This is a genomic window from Nocardia sp. NPDC003269 (assembly GCF_042888005.1).
Classification (GTDB): domain Bacteria; phylum Actinomycetota; class Actinomycetes; order Mycobacteriales; family Mycobacteriaceae; genus Nocardia.
Genome location: NZ_JBIAPA010000004.1, coordinates 354717 through 370019 on the forward strand (window position 1 = coordinate 354717; position 15303 = coordinate 370019).

Here is a 15303-nt window from a genome sequence, read left to right on the forward strand (position 1 = left end):
TCAGCCGCAGACGGGAAGGAACCGGTCCAGGTCGATCGCCTCGGCCATCGCCCGGTAGCCCGCCGCGTTGGGGTGCAGGTTGTCCGCGCCCGCGTAGCGGGGATCGAGGACGTCCGGGTTGGCCGGATCCCGCAGCGCCGCATCGAAATCCACCACGCTGTCGGACAGCCGCTGGGTCCGGATCCAGGCGTTGATCCGCTGCCGCACCGGATTCGCGTACGGCAGCGTGGCCATGCCGTCCAGCAGGGCGTTGCTCGTCGGCAGCAGGGTGCCCAGGTGGACGCGCAGCCCGGCGGCGTGCAGGCGGTCGATCAGGCCGGTGTACCCGGCGACCACCTCGTCGTAGCCCGCGCCGATCGGAATCCCCAGATCGTTGATGCCCTCGAGCACGATCACCTCGCTGACCCCGGCCTTGTCGATGACGTCGGCCTGCAGCCGGGCGCCCGCGTGCGGCCCGAACTGCGGGATGAAGCCGTCGCGGGTGACCCGGTTGCCCGAGATCCCCGCGTTGAGCACGCTGAACGGCTTGCCCGCGGCGTCGAGCCTGCGCTGCAGGAAGTCGGGATAGCGCACGTTCCGGTCGATCACGCTCGGGTCCTGCGGGGTGCCGAGGTAGGTGGCCGACACATAGCCGTCGGTGATCGAGTCGCCGAAGGCCACGATGGTCGAGACCGCCGCCGGCGCCCGCACATCGAGACCCGAGACGAACGGCACCGCGGTCGTACTCAACGGCAGCGGCGCGCCCGACGGATCGGTGGTGCGATCACCGGCGAACGGGAGGCTGTAGTAACTGGTGGCGTTGCCGTTGAAATGCTCGGTCGGCAGCACCGCGAGTCCGGGCGCGTGCACGCTCACCGCCAGCGGCGCGAACGCCTCGAACCCGAGCCGGACCGGGTCGCTCACCACATCGCTCCACGGCGCGATGGTCACGGCCCGCTCGCCGCCGAAGGTCACCTCGCGCACGGAGTCGGGGCGCACCGCCGCGCCCGCGCTCTGGGCCCCCACCGTCACGTGTCCCACGGTCATCGCGATCGGCCGGGTGCGATTGGTCAGGTGGACCCGCAGCTCCGAGCCACCCCGGTGCGGCGTGATCACCACGCGATAGGTCTGATCCGAGAGCGACAGCTGGGGAATCAGCGACGGGTCGGCGGCACTGAGCGAATCGGACGGCGCCGCCATCCAGCTGCCCACCCAGGCGGTGTCACCGCAGGTGCTCGGCGCTGCCCCGGCGATCCCGGTCGACATCGATCCGGCCAGTACCATCGCGGCCCCGAGAACCGCCCACTTCCCCACGCCGCACAGCCTCCAGAGTCACCACCCGACCGTTATCGGGGGTAACAGTAAAAGCGGTGCCGTACCGGCGGGTACGAATCGCGAAAATTCTTCGCGCCCACCGGCTTCGCGTCAGTTGGTGGGGCCACCGGCGACGTAGAGGACCTGACCGGACACGAAGCCCGCGCCCTCGCTCACGAAGTACGATGCCGCGTTGGCGATGTCGGCGGGCGTGCCGACCCGGTTGACCGGGATCTGCGCGGCGGCGGCCTGCTTGAACGCCTCGAAGTCGACGCCGACCCGCGCGGCGGTCGCGGCGGTCATGTCGGTTTCGATGAAGCCGGGCGCGATCGCGTTCGCGGTGACGCCGAACTTGCCCAGCTCGAAGGCCAGGGTCTTGGTGAAGCCCTGCATGCCCGCCTTGGCCGCGGAGTAGTTGGCCTGGCCGCGGTTGCCGAGCGCCGAGGTGCTCGACAGGTTCACGATGCGGCCGAACTTCGCGTCCACCATGTACTTCTGCACCGCCCTGGTCATCAGGAAGGCGCCGCGCAGGTGCACGTTCAGGACGGTGTCCCAGTCGTCCACCGACATCTTGAACAGCAGGTTGTCGCGCAGCACGCCCGCGTTGTTGATCAGCACGGTCGGCGCGCCGAGCTCGGTGGCGATCCGCTCGACCGCGGCGGCGACCGCGGCCTCGTCGGCCACATCGGCGCCGACGGCGAGAGCGCTGCCCCCGGCGGCCTCGATGGCGGCGACGGTGTTCGCGCAGGCGGCGGCGTCGAGATCGAGCACGGCGACGGCGAATCCGTCGGCGGCGAGCTTTCCGGCGACCGCGGCGCCGATGCCACGCGCGGCACCGGTGACGATCGCGACCCTGCGTTCCGTGGACATGTGCACTCCTCCGCGCTGACACAACCGTGAGCTGGGCGAATGGTGATGGTCGGGGTGACAGGATTTGAACCTGCGACCCTCCGCTCCCAAAGCGGATGCGCTACCAAGCTGCGCTACACCCCGAGGCCTCGGGGCTGCGACGCCGTCGAGGGAATTCATTGTTTGAGCGGGTGACGGGAATCGAACCCGCACCATCAGCTTGGAAGGCTGAGGTTCTACCATTGAACTACACCCGCAGGCATACGACATCGATGGGATCGCCACGATGTCGTGTGCGCCACGACTGTACCGAATCCCGCGCGCTAAATGCCAATCCGCCCCCGGCGAGCACGGCGGCGCGCCCCCGCCCCGCGGTGACGACCCCCGCCGGCGCCGGTGCCCGATTAGGGCCTAATGACCCTATCCACGCGAACCCCCGCCCGGCCACGATGGTTGATGCGCGCCAATGGGGACCGGCGCCTGCTCCACCGGGGGAATAAATAGGAGAATTTTCCTTAAAAACCTGGCATGTGGGCGGCGAGTAGGCCACCATGAAATGGCGCGTGACGGGCTCCTTGTCGGGGGGAGTCGTGGTCACTCGGCCACCTCGTCACGACTCGCCCCTGGGCCAGGAGGAACCGCATGGCAATGCAACGCCCACCCCCTCGAGATGGGCTCTACGCTGCATGTTTCGGTCTTCCCAAAGTTTTTTCGGGAAGTGTGTAACGCCGGGACACCTGTAGCGATGTCATAGCCGATCGCCATTCGCGAGAGACTGCAACGCGTTCTACAACGCGGCTTTTCGGTCTCGGGTGGCTTGCTAGGATCCTTTTTGCCGGACGGGGGTATCTGGAAAGGGGGCGGTGAGCGTGTGCCGAACTCGGTGGACTCAACCGCGTAGCAGTGCGAACGATCGAGGTGGCGAGCTTGTCGCCACCGACCGCCGGTGATGTCGATGACTGTCCACATCGAGCCACCGGTCGCCGCGATGGCCCGCGCCTGGGCCCGCGCGGTGTGCGCCGAACCGGGATCGTCCACGGCGCCGCACCAGCTGGAGCCGGTGCTCGTCGAGATCGTCGAGCGGCTGCTGCATCTGGCGCGGACCGAACCGTTCCCGGTGCCACAGGCGCGGATGCTCGGCGCCCGGCTGGCCGAGGCGCCCTTCGAACGAACCAGGATGCTGGCGCACGCCACCCGCTGGCTGCTCGGCTTCCCCTCCGGCGTGCCCGGCTCGCTGGTGGCCACCCGCTGGCCGCTGGTCGCCAGTCAGGCCATCGACAGTTACGCGCAGGCGTTGCAGGAACGGGCGCTCGCGCAACAGGAACAGAACATCTCGGCGAAAGTGTCGCTGCGCGTACAGGAGATCGCCGCGCTGCAGCACCGCTTGCGCCACGAAGCAACCCACGACGCGCTGACCGATCTGGCCAACCGCACGTTGCTGCAGGAACGGGTACGGGCCTTCGCGGCCGACCCGACCCGCGGCGTCGGTGTACTGGTGGTCGACCTGGACCGGTTCAAGCAGATCAACGACGGCTACGGGCACGCGATCGGCGACGAGGTCTTGGTCGAACTGGCCAACCGGCTGCGCGAGGTGTGCCCGCCCGAGACGGTGATCTGCCGGTACGGCGGTGACGAGTTCGTCGTCGCCGCCAACCCGCGGCGCGACACCCTCGGCGAGCTGGCGCACCACGTGGTGGCGGCGCTGCGCGACCCGGTGTGGTCGAGCGCGGGGCCGGTACCGGTCTCGGCGAGCGTGGGCACGGCGTTCTGCGCGCCGGGAAAGACGTGCGATTTCACCGATCTGCTGCGTCGCGCCGACCGCGCGATGTATTCGGCGAAATCCGCGGGCGGGCGGCGTTTCGCGCTCGCCGAATCGGGCGACCCGGAACTGGGAACCGCGGTCGCGGGCTGAGTCGGATCGCGAAGCCTGCACTTCGCGTTCCGGCTCAACCCCTTTCGATGTAGTCAGGCAGTGTGCTCGGATCCGGCTCGGCGTCTCGCGTCGAGCCGGATCAGCGGCAGCGCCGCGACCGCGAGCACCGCGCCGATCAGGCCGACCGAGGTGAGCCCGCCGCCGTGGGTGAGGGTGACGGCCGCGAGCACCGGAGTGCCGCTGATCCCCAGCTGGAAGGCCGACACCGTGGTGGCACCCGCGAGCGTCGGCGCCGCGGCCGCGATGGTGAAGACCCGGCCGTAGAGCGCGGGATTGAGGACGAACGCCGCGACCCCGAGCGCGAAGACCGCGGGCACTACCACCCCTACCCACGCCATCGCCGTCGCGAGCAGCACCGACAGCAGACCGATGGCGATCGTCCCGGCCGTCAACGCGGCGTGCGGCCGCCGGTCGGCGATCCGGCCACCGATCGACAGGCCGACGAAGGCACCCACGCCGAACAGCGCGAGGACGGCCGGAATCCACACGGCCGCAACACCGGTGACCTCGCCGAGCAGCGCTGCCAGGTAGTTGAACGTGATCATGTAAGCGGCCGTGCTCAGGATGGTGATCGCGTAGATGCCCCACAGCGCGGGTTCGCGCATCACCGCGAGCTCGCGGCGCACCTGCGGCCTCGCCTCGGATTCCGCTGCGGTGGTGGGGACTCCGAGCAGGCAGCCGACAAGTCCCGCGAGCGTCAGCAGCACGACCGCGACGAATCCCCCACGCCAGCCGAGGAAATGACTCAGCAGCGTCCCCATCGGACCACCGATCACCATCGCCACGCTGAGCCCGCTCACCACCACCGCGGATGCCCGCCCGACCCGATCCGGGGTCACCAGGCGAACCGCCGTGACCGACGCGACGGCGAAGAACCCCGCGTAGGCGACACCGGCGACAACCCGCGAGATCAGCAGCACCCGATAGTCGCCGACCAGCCCGATCGCGATACTCGCCGCGAAGACCGCCTGGGTCACCAGCAGCGCCGAGCGCCGCGGCAGGCGCAGGCCGAGCACCGCGCACGGCGGCCCGCCGACGACCACACCGAGCGCGAACGCGGTGATGAGCATGCCCGCGGACGAGAGCGGCACCCCCAGATCGAGCGCCACATCGGGCAGCACTCCCGCGAGCAGGAACTCCGCGCTGCCCATCGCGAACAGACTGAACCCCAGCAGATATACCCCGGCGGGCAGCCGGTCGCCGATACGCGACGCCGGGGCGGTCGTGTCCATTTCCCTTGTCGAATCCATCTCGGATCACCTCCGCGACGAGCATCCCGACGCCTTTGCGGTATCGGCAAAGAACCTTGCCGTTTCCGGGACGGATCGATTCCACTGGGCACATGGAGGACCAACCGACCGTCGGCGCGGTGATCGAGCAGATCGGGCCGCGGTTGCGCCGGGCGCGGGAGAAGCGGAACGTCAGCCTGGCCGCGGTCGCGCGGGCCACCGGCGTCTCGACGAGCACGCTGTCGCGGCTGGAATCGGGGCAGCGCAAGCCCGGTCTCGAACTGCTGCTGCCGATTACGGCGGCGCTGGGCATCGGGCTGGACGAGATCGTCGCGGCGCCACGCGTCGTCGATCCCCGGGTGCCGCCGGAGTCCACCGGCGACGGCGGCCGGCTGCTGATCCCGCTGTCCCGTCACCCCGGGGAGCCTCGCGCCTACAAGATGATCATTCCCGCCCGCGACGAGGACCCGTTCCCGCGCGCCCACGACGGCCACGAGTGGCTGTACGTGCTGCGCGGGCGGCTGCGGGTCCGGCTCGGTGACCACGATTTCGTCATGGGCGCCGGTGAGGCGGCCGAATTCGACTGCCGGATCCCGCACTGGTTCGGCGCGGCGCGCCGGGGCGATGTCGAGCTCCTCAGCCTCTTCGGCGCGCACGGTGAGCGCATCCACGTCAGGGCGAGTTCGCCCGGCGGCCTCAGCGCGGCTGACAGGTCGGGCACCAGAAGAGGTTTCGCCCCTCCATGACGCCGTGCGCGATCGGGGTCGCGCACACCCGGCAGGGTTCGCCCTGGCGGCGGTAGACGTAGGTGCGCGGCCGGTCCTTGGCGTAGGACGGTGCGCCGGTGTCGTGTTCGGGCCGGACGACGTGCATCCGGCCGGTGGCCACGCCGACCGGCATCAGTTCGACGAGGTCGGCCCACAGGGCGTCCCACTCCTCGGCGCTGACCGAGGTGCCCGGCCGGAACGGCGAGATGCCGTGCCGGAACAGCACTTCCGCGCGGTAGACATTGCCGACGCCGGCGATCAGCGCCTGATCCATCAGCAGCGCGCCGATCGCCCGGCGGGAGCGCCGGATGCGCGCGCCCGCCCGCTCGTGATCGGCGTCGGGGCGCAGCGGGTCGGCGCCGAGGCGGGCGAGGAGCGCGTCGACCTCCGGCGGCAGCAGCACCTCGCAGGCGGTCGGCCCGCGCAGATCGCTGCCGAAATCCGTCGCGGCGCCGAGCATCCGCATCCGCACCTGGCCGACCGGCGCCGCCAACGGCAGCTCGCCCTCGCTGAAGGTGCCGTACAGGCCCAGATGCACGTGCACCGTCAGCCCGGACGCGTAGTGGTGCAGCAGATGCTTCCCGACGGCCTCGGCCGACTCCAGCACCCGCCCGTCCACCATCGCCGCGCCCTCGGCGAACCGCCCCTGCGGACTCGAAACCCGCACGGCTCCACCGGCGAACCGCTCGTGATGCAGGCGGGCGATGCGATGAAGGGTGTGCCCCTCAGGCAAGAAACACACCTTCCTCGAGCTGAGTGCGGAACTGTCAGTACGCGGGGACCGCGGGGGCCTCGCCGGACTTCTCGTAGTCGGCGAGGATGTCGATACGGCGCTGGTGGCGCGGCTCTTCCGACCACGCCTGGGCGAGGAACGCGTCGACGATGGCGAGCGCCTCCTCGGTGGTGTGCATGCGGCCGCCGATGCCGATCAGCTGGGCGTTGTTGTGTTCGCGGGCCAGCTTGGCGGTTTCGACGCTCCAGGCCAGGGCGCAGCGCGCGCCGGGGACCTTGTTGGCGGCGATCTGCTCGCCGTTGCCGCTGCCACCGAAGACCAGGCCGAGCGAGCCCGGGTCGGCGACGGTGCGGCGGGCCGCCTCGATGCAGAACGCGGGGTAGTCGTCGAGGGCGTCGTACTCGAGAGCACCACAGTCGACGACGTCGTGTCCGGCCTCCTGCAGATGGGCCTTGACGTGATTCTTCAGTTCGAAACCGGCATGGTCGGCACCCAGGTAAACGCGCATGGCTGCGATTGTGTCAGGCCCGCTTAGAGTCGTTTCATGCACCCGCACGAACCGCATCAGCCGCCTTCGGCAGGTCCCCCGCCGGGGCATTCCGGCCCACCCGCCGAGTCGGTACCGTCGCTGGACAAGGGCACCGGCGACGCCCCCGTTCCACCGCAGTACCCCGGGCCCGCCGCGTCGCCCTGGGCCCAGCAGGCCCCGCCGACCGGTGGATTCCCGGCCCAGCCGTACGCGCCCGCACCGCAGTACCCCAGCCCGTATCCGCCGGTGCCACAGGCCGGTTACTACCCGCCCGGCGGGCCGCCGATCCCCCCGCAGCAGCAGCCGCGCGGGCTGTCGCCGTTCGGAATGCCGGCCCGGCATTCGTGGGAGATCCCGCTGCTGGTGGTCGTGATCATGTTCACGACGGTGGCGTATCTGCTGGTCGCGCTGATCCTGCTGGTCGAGCTGTTCGCCGAGCCGGTGCTCGACGACAAGGGCCAGCCGGTCGACACCGGGTCGATCCTGACCAGTCCGTATGTGCTGCTGCTGGTGTTCGCGCCGGTGCTGCTGTGGCTCGGCCGTGGCCTCAACTACGCGACCCAGCGGATCAACGGCGTGAAGATGTCACCGACACAGTTCCCCGAGGGCTACCGGATGGTGCAGGAGGCGGCGGCGCGCTTCGGGATGAGCAAGGTGCCCGACGCCTACGTCGTGCTGGGCAACGGCCAGATCAACGCGTTCGCGTCCGGGCACGGGTTCCGCCGGTTCGTGGTGGTCTACAGCGACCTGTTCGAAATCGGCGGCACCGCCCGCGATCCCGACGCGCTGGCGTTCATCATCGGCCACGAGGTGGGGCATATCGCCGCGGGGCACGTGTCGTACTGGCGCCAGCTCGGCATGTTCGTCGCGCCGTGGCTGCCGATCCTGGGGTCCTCGCTGATCCGCGCGCAGGAGTACACCGCGGACAATCACGGCTTCTGCAATCGGTACCAGGGCGCGCCCGGCGCGATGGGGACGCTGGCCGCGGGCAAGTACCTCAACGCCCAGGTCGGTTTCGACGAGATGGCCGACCGGGCCGCGATCGAGAAGGGCGGATTCGTCTGGCTGGTCAACGCCATGTCCAGCCATCCGGTCCTCACCTGGCGGATGTGGGCGCTGCGCGACCGCAGCAAGCACGGCCCGATGTTCCTGCGCCCGAGCGCACCCCACCCCGGGGCCATCCCACCGCCGGGCGGCTATCCGCCGATCACCGCGCCGCGCGCGCTGCCGCCGAAACCGGTGTGATCAGGTCGGGGTGCCGGACGGTGGGTCCGGCACCCCGTCCGGCACTCAGTCGAAGACCGGGTCCTCGGTGCGCGTGCGCTTGAGCTCGAAGAAGTGCGGGTACGAGGCCAGCGCGACCACGCCGTCCCACACCCGGCCCGCGTCCTCGCCGCGCGGGATGCGCGAGAGCACGGGACCGAAGAACGCGACGCCGTTGACGTGGATGGTCGGCGTGCCCACATCGGGGCCGACCTTGTCCATGCCCGCGTGGTGGCTGGTGCGCAGCGCCTCGTCGAACTCGGTGCTGGTCGCGGCGTCGGCCAGCTCGGCGGGCAGCTCCAGTTCGGCCAGCGCGTCGGCGACGACCGCGGACAGCGTCTCGGCGACGGTGTCGCGCTGGTACTCGTCCCTGCGCTCGTGGATGCGGGTGCCCAGCGCGGTGTAGAGCGGCAGCAGGATCTCGTCACCGGACTTCTCGGCGGCGGCGATGGCGACCCGGACCGGGCCCCAGCCCGCCGCCATCAGGTCGACATAGACCTCGGGCAGATCGTCCTTGCCCTCGTTGAGCACCGACAGACTCATCACATGGAAGCGCGCCTCGATGTCGCGCACCTGCTCCACTTCGAGGATCCAGCGGGACGTGATCCAGCACCAGGGGCACAGCGGATCGAACCAGAAATCGACGACGTCCTTCGTGGCCTGATCGCTCACGATTTTCCTCTCGGGTCAGCACGGCGGGGCGATACGCCCACCGGATGGTGCAACCCCGCGACGACCGGAATCGTTCCCGTGCGGCAGCTCGCGCACTAGGCTCGAGGCGAGGGAGTCCGGTCGTCCGCGAGAAGGAGTCCGTTCATGAGCTCGAATCAGCATTTCGTCGTCATCGGCGGCGGACTCGGTGCAGCCAAGCTGGCCGAGGCTCTGCGCGCCAACGACTTCGACGGCCGGGTGACGGTGCTGGCCGCCGAGGAGGAGCTGCCCTACGAGCGGCCGCCGCTGTCCAAACAGCATCTGGCCGGCACCCAGCAGCTGCCCGATTTCACCGTCGACCAGGGGTCCTGGTACCGCGATCACCACATCGACCTGCGGCTGGGCACCACCGCGACGGCCTTCGATCCGGCCGCGCACACCGTCACGCTGCCCGACGGTTCCACCCTGAGCTACGACAAACTGGCCCTGGCCACCGGTTCGCGCCCGCGCACCCTGCCGATTCCGGGGGCCGCCGCGCCGAACGTGTACACGCTGCGCACGATCGGGGATTCGGATGTGATCGCCGAGATCCTGCGCTCGCACCGCAAGCTGGTGATCATCGGCGCGGGCTGGATCGGGCTCGAGGTCGCCGCGCAGGCGCGGGCCAGGCAGGTCGACGTCACCGTGCTCGAGGCGGCCGAGCTGCCGCTGCTCGGCGCGCTCGGTCCGGAGATGGGCGCGTTCTACGCCGAGCTGCATCGCTCGCACGGGGTCGACCTGCGGACCGGCACGAATGTCGAGATGATCCTGACCGAGGACGGCATCGCGACCGGCGTGCAGCTCGGCGACGGCACGGTGGTGCCCGCGCAGGCGGTGCTGGTCGCGGTGGGCGCGGCGCCCAATATCGAAGGCGCCCTGGCCGCCGGGCTCACGACGAACGGCGGCGTGGTGGTCGACGCGGCCCTGCGCACCAGCGATCCGGACGTGGTCGCGGTCGGCGACATCGCCGAGCAGCAGCATCCGGTGCTGAACCGGCCGGTGCGGGTCGAGCACTGGGCCACCGCGCTGAACCAGCCCGCCGTGGCGGCGCTGACCATGCTGGGCAAACCCGCCTCCTACGACCGCCTCCCGTACTTCTTCAGCGATCAGTACGACGTCGGCATGGAGTACACCGGCTATGTCGGCCGCGACGACGACGTGCGCGTGGTGGTGCGCGGGGATCAGGACGAACGCGAGTTCGTGGCGTTCTGGCTGGACCCGGACAACCGGGTCGTGGCGGGGATGAACGTCAATGTCTGGGACGTGACCGAGCGGATCAAGCAGCTGATCCTCTCGGGTGCCCCGGTCGATCCGGAACGGCTGGCCGACCCCGACATTCAGCTGTGACCCAGTTCACACCGACTGGCGGGGCGGATGTGTCGAACGGCGCGCGCCCGCTCCGACCATGTCTCGAGCGCGCCCGCGGGGCGCCCCCGACACCAGGAGCGATGCGATGAAGTTCATGCTGGTCAAGACCTACGCCGAGGCCGCCTACTGCAACACCCCGATTCCCGAGTGGGCGCCCGAGGACATCGCCGCCCACATCGATTTCCAGCGGGTACTGGGCGAACAGCTCGCCGCCGCGGGCGAACTGGTCGACGCCCAGGGCCTGGCCGGCCCGGATCAGGCGCTGATCGTGCTCTCCGACGGCCGCTCGGCGCCGGTGGTCACCGACGGCCCGTTCCCGGAGACCAAGGAGTTCCTGGCCGGCTACTGGATCGTCGACGTCGACTCGCGCGAGCGTGCCATCGAGATCGCCGCGCAGGCCTCGGCCGCGCCCGGCCCCGGCGGCACGCCGATCGGCGAGTACATCGAGGTGCGCCAGGTCATGAGCGCCCCCGCGGAGTGAGTACCGCCCCACGCATCGAGGACCTGCTGCGCGAGCTCGCCCCGCAGGTCCTCGGTGTCCTGGTCCGCCGGTTCGGCGATTTCGACCTGGCCGAGGACGCCGTGCAGGACGCGCTGCTGGCCGCCGCGACCCAGTGGCGGAGCGAGGGCCTGCCGGAGCATCCGCGCGGCTGGCTGATCCAGGTCGCCCAGCGCCGGATGGCCGACGCGGTGCGCGCCGAGGTCGCCCGGCGGCGCAGGGAGACCACGGTGTTCGTGCGCGAGGTGCCCGCCGAGGCGAGCACCCGGGACGACACCCTCGACATGTACTTCCTGTGCTGCCACCCCGACCTGCCGCCCGCGGGCGCGATCGCGTTGACGCTGCGCGCGGTCGGCGGCCTGAGCACCGCCGAGATCGCCGCCGCCTTCCTGGTCCCCGAAGCGACCATGGCGCAACGTATCTCCCGCGCGAAGAAGCGGCTGGCCGAGTCGGAGCGCCCGTTCGCCGACGGCGCGCAGGACGGCGCGCGGCTGAGCGCGGTGCTCCAGGTGCTGTACGTGATCTTCACCGAGGGCCACACCAGCAGTGCCGGGTCGGGGCTGCGCCGCGCCGACCTGTCCGCCGAGGCGATCCGGCTGACCCGCGCGCTGCGCGCCCTGCTGCCCGACAACACCGAGGTCACCGGCCTGCTCGCGCTGATGTTGCTCACCGATGCCCGCCGGGCCACCCGCTCGGGTCTGCACGGCGAGCTGGTCCCGCTGCACGAACAGGACCGCACCCGCTGGGATCGCGCCCAGATCACCGAGGGCCTGCGCCTGCTCACCGCGACCATGCCCGCCGGCCTGACCGGGAGCTACCAGCTCCAGGCCGCGATCGCGGGCCTGCACGCCCAGGCCGCGCACGTGGCGGACACCGACTGGGCCCGGATCCTGGTGCTCTACACCATGATCGAGCGGTCGAACCCGAATCCGATGGTCACCTTGAACCGGGCCGTGGCGACCGCCATGGTGCACGGCCCGGCCGCCGGACTCGCCGTCGCCGACACGGTGGCCGAGCCGCTGGCCCGCTCCCACCGCCTGGCCGCGGTGCGCGGGCACCTGCACGAGATGGCGGGTGACGACGCGGCCGCCGTCGCGCAGTACCAGCTGGCCGCCACACAGACGGCGAGCGTGCCGGAGCGCGACTACCTGCTGTTGCGCGCCGCCCGCGTGCGTTCGGCCGCGGTGGACCGTCCCGGCGTCGCCGATGCCGTCGACCCGGGTCCGGCCACACCCGTCCCTTGAGCGCCGCCACGATCAAGGAGCGGACCTCAGCCCGCCCGCTCCAGATTCGCGATCATGCGCGCGAGAGTGCCTGTGAGCGCGGTGAATTCGTCGTCGGTGACACCCTCGGCCAGCTGTCGACGGATCGCCCCCACCGATCGCGCGGAGAACTCGTGCGCCGCCCCGCCCGCGTCGGTGACGGTCCACCGGCCGTCCGCCTCGCGGGTGATCCACCCACGCGTGGCCAAGGCAGCGGTGACGTCCGCGATCGACTCGCCGTCGGAGTCCCAGAACGGGCGCAGCGCGTCGACCAGATCGGCGCCGGGTTCCCGGGCGATCGTGTTCAGCGTCTGCCATTCGCGCCGCGACATCCCCACGCTCTCGACCGCCCGATCGAAGCTCGCCTCGATGAGCTGGTCCAGGCGCTTGACCTGGTAGCCGATCAACCTGCGCTCGGTCATCGCACACCCTTTCATGCCTATCAGCAACTACATGTTCTATTGCATGTACATGTTCGACGGTAGCATGAGCCCGTGAACGAGGTCGAGCGGATCGAACGGGCGATGATCGCCATCCGGCGGCGCCAGACCCGGCGCACCCTGGCGGCGGACGCGCCGAGCGGACAGGCCTTCGACGTGCTCGATGTCGTCGAGGACGCCACCGAGCCGACCGTGTCCACGGTGGCCGCCGCGCTGGCGGTCGACCAGCCCCGGGCCAGCAAGCTCGTCGCCGCCGCCGTGACGGCGGGCTACCTGCGCCGCGTCGCCGACCAATCCGACGGCCGGCGCTCGCTGCTGGTGCTCACCGAGCCCGGCCGGGACCTGCTCGAGCGCGCGCACGAGCGCCGCCGCGGCGCCTTCGACCGCGCGATGACCGGATGGCCGGACGCCGACCGCGCCGAGTTCGCCCGCCTGCTCGGCCGCTTCGTCGACGGCCTCGACTGACCGCGTTCCTGGCAGACTCTCCGTCGTGACGGATGTATTCAGCGCGGGCGTCCTGGTCTACCGCCGCGGCGAGGACGGGATCGAGGTCTTGCTCGGGCACCTGGGTGGCCCGCTGTGGGCGAAGAAGGACGCCTCGGCGTGGTCGATTCCCAAGGGCGAGTACGTGCCCGAGGAGGAATCGGCGCGCGCGGCCGCGGCCAGGGAGTTCACCGAAGAACTCGGCCTGCCGGTACCCGAGGGCGAGTGGACCGGACTCGGCGACGTGACCTACGGCAGCGGCAACCGGCGCAAGACCGTCACCGTGTGGGCGGTCGAGGGCGATCTGGACCCGGCCGAGGTGGTCCCGGGGACCTTCGAGATGGAGTGGCCGCCCCGCTCCGGCCGGCTGCGCGAGTTCCCCGAGATCGACCGGGCGGACTGGTTCGATCCGGCCACCGCGCTGGACAAACTCGGAAAAGGCCAGCGGCCCTTCCTCGCCCGCCTCACCGAGCTGCTCGGCTGATCGCGGGCACCCCGCCCGTTCACGGAAGCGGAGTAGATTGCGGACATGCCCAGCGACTTGCAGCTGAAGATCATGAACGCCGGTCACCGCGCCCTGCTCACGCTCACCGGCGGCCGCATCGGCAAGAGCATCTTCGGGATGCCGTCCCTCGAACTCACCACGATCGGCCGCAAATCCGGCACCCCGCGCAAGGTGATGCTGACCGCGCCGGTCATCGACGGTGACACCATCGTCGTCGTCGCCTCGCGCGGCGGCGATCCGACCCATCCGGCCTGGTATCTCAACCTGCGCGACAACCCGGACGTCGAGGTGTCGCTGCAGACCGGCCCGACCCGCCCGATGACGGCCCACATCGCCACGCCCGAGGAGCGGGCGAAGCTGTGGCCCCGGGTCGTGGCGGGCTACAAGGGTTACGGCGACTACCAGACCAAGACCGACCGGGAGATCCCGCTGGTCCTACTGACCCCGCGCGCCTGATCAGACGAGCGCGGCCCGGAACTCCGTCGGGCTGCTGCCGCGCGAGCGCTTGAACGCGGCGCTGAAACCGAAGGCGTCGGAGTAGCCGACGCTGGTCGCGACCTGGGCGACGCTGCGCGCGGGATCGGCGAGCAGTTCCTCGGCCTCGGCCATCCGCCATTCGGTCAGGTAGGTCAGCGGCGGTTCGCCGATCACCTCGGTGAACCGCTTCGCGAACAGCGCCCTGGACACGGCGGCCTCGGCGGCCAGGCTCGCCACCGTCCAGCGGTGGAACGGCCTGGCGTGGATGGCCTCCAGGGCCGGGCCGACCACCGGGTCGGCCATGCCGCGATACCAGGCGGGCGCGCAGTGCTGCTGCTCGGCGAGCCAGGTGCGCAGGTTACAGACCAGCGCCCAGTCCAGCAGGCGGTCCATCATGGCCTGCGACCCCGCGCTGTGCCGGACCGCCTCGGCGGCCGACTCCTCCAGCCAGGTGCACACATCGCTGTCGGCGGCGACCACCATCACCGGCGGCAACGCGCGCAGCAGCCGTTCGTGCCGCCTGCCCGAGGCGCGATAGGCCCCGACGATCATCGAGGTCTCCTCCGGCGCACCGGTTTCGGTGACCGCCTCGATCAACTCCGGTGTGGCACAGCTCAGATCGGCCGGGCCGAAGCCGTTCGGCACGAAGCACGACAGTTCGTACTCGACCGGCGGGCGATCGGCCGCGGTGTCGATGTCGGTGAGCCGGAACGGTTCTCCGGCCTGGATCACCGCGGTGTCGCCCGCGACGAGCCGGGTGCGCGAACCGTCGGCGAGCACCAGGGTGCCGCCGCCGCGCAGGACGCACACCATGATCAGCGGGGCACGGTCGGCGAAGTGGATCGTCCACGGCGCGCGCAGGACGGCGTGGGCGAGGACCGAGCCGTCGGCACGGATGCCACTCAGCAGTGAACTCAACGGATCCATGACACCAGCGTAGACGAACTCCTATCAACCCGAGATGATCACCCATAGATCGTCCA

Annotated in this window: 17 protein-coding genes and 2 tRNA genes; 9 read left to right on the top strand and 10 right to left on the bottom strand. The window is 70.7% G+C overall.

Annotated elements, in window-relative coordinates; translation table 11 throughout:
* From ACFYWJ_RS29885 to ACFYWJ_RS29900, 4 genes are all read right to left on the bottom strand, one after another.
* Positions 1 to 1293 (bottom strand): GDSL-type esterase/lipase family protein, encoded by a 1293-nt coding sequence (locus ACFYWJ_RS29885; protein ID WP_355277074.1) that lies wholly within the window; start codon positions 1291 to 1293, stop codon positions 1 to 3.
* A gap of 111 nt (positions 1294 to 1404) precedes the next feature.
* Positions 1405 to 2163, bottom strand: a complete 759-nt coding sequence (fabG, locus tag ACFYWJ_RS29890) for a 3-oxoacyl-ACP reductase FabG (RefSeq protein WP_355277072.1) — start codon at positions 2161 to 2163, stop codon at positions 1405 to 1407.
* Between the two features lie 46 nt (positions 2164 to 2209).
* Positions 2210 to 2286: transfer RNA gene (locus ACFYWJ_RS29895), tRNA-Pro, on the bottom strand.
* 42 nt (positions 2287 to 2328) lie between these two features.
* Positions 2329 to 2399: transfer RNA gene (locus ACFYWJ_RS29900), tRNA-Gly, on the bottom strand.
* A gap of 698 nt (positions 2400 to 3097) precedes the next feature.
* On the opposite strand from ACFYWJ_RS29900, the gene ACFYWJ_RS29905 reads away from it, so the two are divergent.
* A complete protein-coding gene (locus ACFYWJ_RS29905; protein ID WP_355277070.1) occupies positions 3098 to 4054 on the top strand; it encodes a GGDEF domain-containing protein in 957 nt (318 codons plus the stop codon).
* 53 nt (positions 4055 to 4107) lie between these two features.
* On the opposite strand, the gene ACFYWJ_RS29910 is transcribed toward ACFYWJ_RS29905, so the two are convergent.
* Complete coding sequence (locus ACFYWJ_RS29910) at positions 4108 to 5325, bottom strand: MFS transporter (RefSeq protein WP_355277069.1); 1218 nt, start codon at positions 5323 to 5325, stop codon at positions 4108 to 4110.
* A gap of 92 nt (positions 5326 to 5417) precedes the next feature.
* Between ACFYWJ_RS29910 and ACFYWJ_RS29915 the strand changes: the two genes are divergently transcribed.
* A complete protein-coding gene (locus tag ACFYWJ_RS29915) occupies positions 5418 to 6050 on the top strand; it encodes an XRE family transcriptional regulator (protein ID WP_355277067.1) in 633 nt (210 codons plus the stop codon).
* On the opposite strand, the gene ACFYWJ_RS29920 is transcribed toward ACFYWJ_RS29915, so the two are convergent.
* Together ACFYWJ_RS29920 and ACFYWJ_RS29925 are read right to left on the bottom strand one after the other, a co-directional pair.
* Positions 6001 to 6804, bottom strand: a complete 804-nt coding sequence (locus tag ACFYWJ_RS29920) for a DNA-formamidopyrimidine glycosylase family protein (protein ID WP_355277064.1) — start codon at positions 6802 to 6804, stop codon at positions 6001 to 6003. The genes ACFYWJ_RS29915 and ACFYWJ_RS29920 overlap by 50 nt on opposite strands.
* 34 nt (positions 6805 to 6838) lie before the next feature.
* Positions 6839 to 7312: a ribose-5-phosphate isomerase gene (locus ACFYWJ_RS29925; RefSeq protein ID WP_355277062.1), complete on the bottom strand. Its 474-nt coding sequence runs from the start codon at positions 7310 to 7312 to the stop codon at positions 6839 to 6841.
* Between the two features lie 348 nt (positions 7313 to 7660).
* Between ACFYWJ_RS29925 and ACFYWJ_RS29930 the strand changes: the two genes are divergently transcribed.
* Positions 7661 to 8578, top strand: a complete 918-nt coding sequence (locus ACFYWJ_RS29930; RefSeq protein ID WP_355277195.1) for a M48 family metallopeptidase — start codon at positions 7661 to 7663, stop codon at positions 8576 to 8578.
* Positions 8579 to 8623: 45 nt separating this feature from the next.
* Here the strand turns inward: ACFYWJ_RS29930 and ACFYWJ_RS29935 are convergent, their stop codons facing one another.
* Complete coding sequence (locus ACFYWJ_RS29935) at positions 8624 to 9268, bottom strand: disulfide bond formation protein DsbA (protein WP_355277059.1); 645 nt, start codon at positions 9266 to 9268, stop codon at positions 8624 to 8626.
* Between the two features lie 144 nt (positions 9269 to 9412).
* Here ACFYWJ_RS29935 and ACFYWJ_RS29940 point away from each other — a divergent pair, with 144 nt between their 5' ends.
* The 3 genes from ACFYWJ_RS29940 (at position 9413) to ACFYWJ_RS29950 (ending at position 12397) form a co-directional block, all read left to right on the top strand.
* A complete protein-coding gene (locus ACFYWJ_RS29940) occupies positions 9413 to 10633 on the top strand; it encodes an FAD-dependent oxidoreductase (RefSeq protein WP_355277056.1) in 1221 nt (406 codons plus the stop codon).
* A 106-nt stretch (positions 10634 to 10739) separates the two neighbouring features.
* Positions 10740 to 11135, top strand: a complete 396-nt coding sequence (locus tag ACFYWJ_RS29945; RefSeq protein ID WP_355277055.1) for a YciI family protein — start codon at positions 10740 to 10742, stop codon at positions 11133 to 11135.
* Positions 11132 to 12397, top strand: coding sequence for a sigma-70 family RNA polymerase sigma factor (locus ACFYWJ_RS29950; RefSeq protein ID WP_355277052.1), 1266 nt, complete (start codon positions 11132 to 11134; stop codon positions 12395 to 12397). Before ACFYWJ_RS29945 ends, ACFYWJ_RS29950 begins: the two co-directional genes overlap by 4 nt.
* 26 nt (positions 12398 to 12423) lie before the next feature.
* On the opposite strand, the gene ACFYWJ_RS29955 is transcribed toward ACFYWJ_RS29950, so the two are convergent.
* Entirely contained in the window at positions 12424 to 12837 is a 414-nt protein-coding gene (locus ACFYWJ_RS29955) for a winged helix DNA-binding protein (RefSeq protein WP_355277050.1), read from the bottom strand.
* 72 nt (positions 12838 to 12909) lie between these two features.
* On the opposite strand from ACFYWJ_RS29955, the gene ACFYWJ_RS29960 reads away from it, so the two are divergent.
* Genes ACFYWJ_RS29960 through ACFYWJ_RS29970 form a run of 3 tightly spaced genes read left to right on the top strand, consistent with a single transcriptional unit; the run spans position 12910 to position 14299 of the window.
* Positions 12910 to 13320: a MarR family winged helix-turn-helix transcriptional regulator gene (locus ACFYWJ_RS29960; RefSeq protein ID WP_355277048.1), complete on the top strand. Its 411-nt coding sequence runs from the start codon at positions 12910 to 12912 to the stop codon at positions 13318 to 13320.
* A gap of 25 nt (positions 13321 to 13345) precedes the next feature.
* A complete protein-coding gene (locus ACFYWJ_RS29965; RefSeq protein ID WP_355277046.1) occupies positions 13346 to 13822 on the top strand; it encodes an NUDIX domain-containing protein in 477 nt (158 codons plus the stop codon).
* Between the two features lie 45 nt (positions 13823 to 13867).
* Positions 13868 to 14299, top strand: coding sequence for a nitroreductase family deazaflavin-dependent oxidoreductase (locus tag ACFYWJ_RS29970; protein WP_355277044.1), 432 nt, complete (start codon positions 13868 to 13870; stop codon positions 14297 to 14299).
* On the opposite strand, the gene ACFYWJ_RS29975 is transcribed toward ACFYWJ_RS29970, so the two are convergent.
* On the bottom strand, positions 14300 to 15247 hold the full coding sequence (locus ACFYWJ_RS29975) for an AraC family transcriptional regulator (protein WP_355277042.1): 948 nt from the start codon (positions 15245 to 15247) through the stop codon (positions 14300 to 14302).
* Positions 15248 to 15303: the final 56 nt, after the last annotated feature.

Bases quoted from the DNA above. Each gene is read 5' to 3' on its own strand.
- fabG (WP_355277072.1), bottom strand. From the start codon at position 2,163: ATGTCCACGGAACGCAGGGTCGCGATCGTCACCGGTGCCGCGCGTGGC.
- ACFYWJ_RS29905 (WP_355277070.1), top strand. From the start codon at position 3,098: ATGACTGTCCACATCGAGCCACCGGTCGCCGCGATGGCCCGCGCCTGG.
- ACFYWJ_RS29910 (WP_355277069.1), bottom strand. From the start codon at position 5,325: ATGGATTCGACAAGGGAAATGGACACGACCGCCCCGGCGTCGCGTATC.
- ACFYWJ_RS29915 (WP_355277067.1), top strand. From the start codon at position 5,418: ATGGAGGACCAACCGACCGTCGGCGCGGTGATCGAGCAGATCGGGCCG.
- ACFYWJ_RS29925 (WP_355277062.1), bottom strand. From the start codon at position 7,312: ATGCGCGTTTACCTGGGTGCCGACCATGCCGGTTTCGAACTGAAGAAT.
- ACFYWJ_RS29930 (WP_355277195.1), top strand. From the start codon at position 7,661: ATGCCGGCCCGGCATTCGTGGGAGATCCCGCTGCTGGTGGTCGTGATC.
- ACFYWJ_RS29940 (WP_355277056.1), top strand. From the start codon at position 9,413: ATGAGCTCGAATCAGCATTTCGTCGTCATCGGCGGCGGACTCGGTGCA.
- ACFYWJ_RS29945 (WP_355277055.1), top strand. From the start codon at position 10,740: ATGAAGTTCATGCTGGTCAAGACCTACGCCGAGGCCGCCTACTGCAAC.
- ACFYWJ_RS29955 (WP_355277050.1), bottom strand. From the start codon at position 12,837: ATGACCGAGCGCAGGTTGATCGGCTACCAGGTCAAGCGCCTGGACCAG.
- ACFYWJ_RS29970 (WP_355277044.1), top strand. From the start codon at position 13,868: ATGCCCAGCGACTTGCAGCTGAAGATCATGAACGCCGGTCACCGCGCC.
- ACFYWJ_RS29975 (WP_355277042.1), bottom strand. From the start codon at position 15,247: ATGGATCCGTTGAGTTCACTGCTGAGTGGCATCCGTGCCGACGGCTCG.